Origin of the sequence: Streptomyces sp. NPDC006265 (assembly GCF_040613555.1) — a bacterium.
Classification (GTDB): Bacteria; Actinomycetota; Actinomycetes; order Streptomycetales; family Streptomycetaceae; genus Streptomyces.
The window spans coordinates 1-2,793 of the sequence record NZ_JBEXSH010000796.1 but is presented as its reverse complement, the minus strand read 5'-3'; the positions used below and the strand labels follow the sequence as shown (position 1 = coordinate 2,793).

At 70.6% G+C, this 2,793-nt stretch carries 3 protein-coding genes; 2 read left to right on the top strand and 1 reads right to left on the bottom strand.

The features are described from left to right. Window positions 1–135: 135 nt before the first annotated feature. Window positions 136–783, bottom strand: coding sequence for a TetR family transcriptional regulator (locus ABZ281_RS40105; protein ID WP_356662910.1), 648 nt, complete (start codon window positions 781–783; stop codon window positions 136–138). Between the two features lie 122 nt (window positions 784–905). On the opposite strand from ABZ281_RS40105, the gene ABZ281_RS40100 reads away from it, so the two are divergent. Together ABZ281_RS40100 and ABZ281_RS40095 are read left to right on the top strand one after the other, a co-directional pair. Then, window positions 906–1,631, top strand: a complete 726-nt coding sequence (locus ABZ281_RS40100) for a VOC family protein (RefSeq protein WP_356662909.1) — start codon at window positions 906–908, stop codon at window positions 1,629–1,631. Window positions 1,632–1,823: 192 nt separating this feature from the next. Beyond that, the coding region (locus ABZ281_RS40095; RefSeq protein ID WP_356662908.1) for a serine/threonine-protein kinase at window positions 1,824–2,793 on the top strand (970 nt) is incomplete at its 3' end.

Genomic DNA, 2,793 nt, shown 5'->3' with positions numbered 1-2,793 from the left:
AACCGAACCTACCACCGAGGAGATCCAAATTTTGGCCCCTCGCAGGTACGCAGAACGGAAACGGGGGGGGCTCCCCCGGGGTCCACCAGCGCCTGCCAGACAGGACATGGGAGCGTAAGAGGCTGTTGCGCCGCGCTATTTCGTCGGCTTCCGGCCGGTGACGCCCAGGTGCACCAACAGGGCGAGGTTCGGCTTCAGTTCGGCCTGCTTCACGCCCCAGGAGGAGAAGCCCTTCTGGTGGGAGGCGACGGCTGCGAGCATCGCGACCAGTGAACCGGCGACGGCCGCCGGGTTCACGTCCTTGTCGACCCTGCCCTTGGCCTGGAGCTCGGCGACGGCGTCCGCGAGGGAGTTGTTCACCGAGTTGAGGATCTTCATCCGGAGTTTGTAGAAGCGCTTGTCGCCCTCGGCGGCACCGAGATCGACGACCCGGAGGATCGCGTCGTTCTTGTGCCAGAAGTCCAGGAAGCCGTCGACGAGTCCCTGCGCCGTCTGCCAGCCGGCCTTGCCGGCCCAGGAGCGGCCCTGAAGGAGCTCCGTCAACGCGGCGCCCTCGGTGGCCATTTGCTCGGCGATCTCCAGGACGGCGCTCTCGACGTCCGGGAAGTACTGGTAGAAGGTCGCGGGCGAAGTGCCCGCTTTCCGGGCGACATCGATGACTTTGACGTCCCGGTACGGGGAGGAGCTGAGCATCTCGCTGAGGCAGTCGAGCAGCTTCTGCCGGGTCGCCTGCCCACGCCGGCCGGCCACGCGGCCGTCGACGGTACGCACTTGTCCTGTCATGCCGTCAGCTTACCGAGGCGTGATCGGGGCGCGATTCGGCCGACTGCAAATGGGGTGCAGGAGAGTGGTGGGGCTGGTGTTCCTGGTCTGCGGGGTGGGGCAGTCGCGGTTACGTTGTCGGCATGGCCGAAAACAGGGCATCGGTGTACGGAGAGGGCGTCCCCTGCTGGATGGACGCGCAGCTTCGCGACGTCGAGGCGGGCAAGCGGTTCTACGGTGAACTTTTCGGGTGGACCTTCGAGGACGAGTGGTTCGGCTCCTTCACCGAGGCGCTGAAGGACGGCGAACCGGTGGCCGCCCTCGTCCGCAAGGTGGACGGGCGGCTGCCCACCGTCTGGACGGTGTACTTCGCGACCCCGGACGCCCCGGCCCTGGCCCGGCGCATCCGGGACGCGGGCGGGCAGATCGTCTCGGCGCCGGTGCCGGCCGGGGAACTGGGCGTCACCGCGCTCGTCACCGACCCCGAGGGCGCCGTCTTCGCCCTGTGGCAGCCGGAGGGGCACCCCGGCTTCGGCAGGCGGCACGAGTCGGGCACCTTCGCCTGGGCCGAGCTGTACGCCCGGGACACCGAGGCGGCCAACGCCTTCTACGGCGACCTCTTCCGGGAGGCCCTGTTCGGGCCGGACGCGGCGCCCGACTTCGGCCGCGCCCCCGTCTCCGACGTGTTCCCGGCCGAGATGCCGCCCCACTTCCTCGTGCACTTCGCCGTCGAGGACGTGGCGGCCGCGCTGGAGGACGTGACGCGGCTCGGCGGCCGGGTTCAGGTCCCGCCTTTCGAGACGTCGTACGGCGAGGTCGCCGTCGTCACCGACAATCAAGGGGCGTCCTTCGCGCTGCTGCACCGCTGACCAGGCATTGTTTGGTCATCGTTTGATCACTTCTGTGACGAGACACCCCAATTGTCACCGGGTTCGCAACCGGGGCTCCGGCCAGGAAGAATCAGGGTGCGTGCCGCCATGGCGGTGCGGTGGTGAGACGCTGCACGGGGTCGCGTGGAACATGTGGCTTGGCGCGGCTCGTACGGGGAGGTGGCAGGCAGAGTGGTGGATCAGCTGACGCAGCACGATCCGCGGCGGATCGGGCCGTTCGAGGTGCTGGGACGGCTGGGTGCCGGCGGCATGGGGCTGGTCTATCTCGCGCGTTCGGCGTCCGGCCGGCGGGTGGCGATCAAGACCGTCCGGACGGAGCTGGCCGAGGACCAGCTGTTCCGGGTCCGCTTCACGCGTGAGGTGGAGGCGGCCCGCGCCGTCTCCGGCTTCTACACGGCCGCGGTCGTGGACGCCGACCCGCGCGCCGCCGTGCCGTGGCTGGCCACCGCGTACGTCCCCGCGCCCTCCCTCGAGGAGATAGTGAACGACTGCGGTCCGATGCCGGCCCAGGCGGTGCGCTGGCTGGCGGCGGGCGTGGCCGAGGCGCTCCAGTCCATCCACGGCGCGGGCCTGGTGCACCGGGACCTCAAGCCGTCGAACGTCCTCGTCGTCGAGGACGGCCCCCGGGTGATCGACTTCGGCATCGCCTCGGGCGTGTCGAACACGCGTTTGACGATGACGAACGTCGCCGTCGGCACCCCCGCCTACATGTCGCCCGAGCAGGCCAAGGACTCCCGCAGCGTCACCGGCGCCAGCGACGTCTTCTCCCTCGGCTCGATGCTGGTCTTCGCCGCCACCGGGCACCCCCCTTTCCACGGCGCCAACCCGGTCGAGACGGTCTTCATGCTGCTGCGCGAGGGCCCGGACCTGGAAGGCCTCCCGGACGAACTGCGTCCGCTCATCGAGTCCTGTATGCAGATGGACGCGACGGCCCGCCCCAACCCGGCCGACCTCCAGTCCCAGCTGGCCCCGCACCTCTTCGGCTCCGGCTCCGACGACAGCGGCACGGCCTCCGCGTGGCTGCCCGAGCGGGCCGTGAGCATGATCGAGTCCCGCCGCAACGGCCGCCCGGCCGGCAAGCCCGCCCCCGGCGCGGGCCGCAGCGGCGGCGGACGCCCCGCGCCGGGCCCCGCGCCCGTCC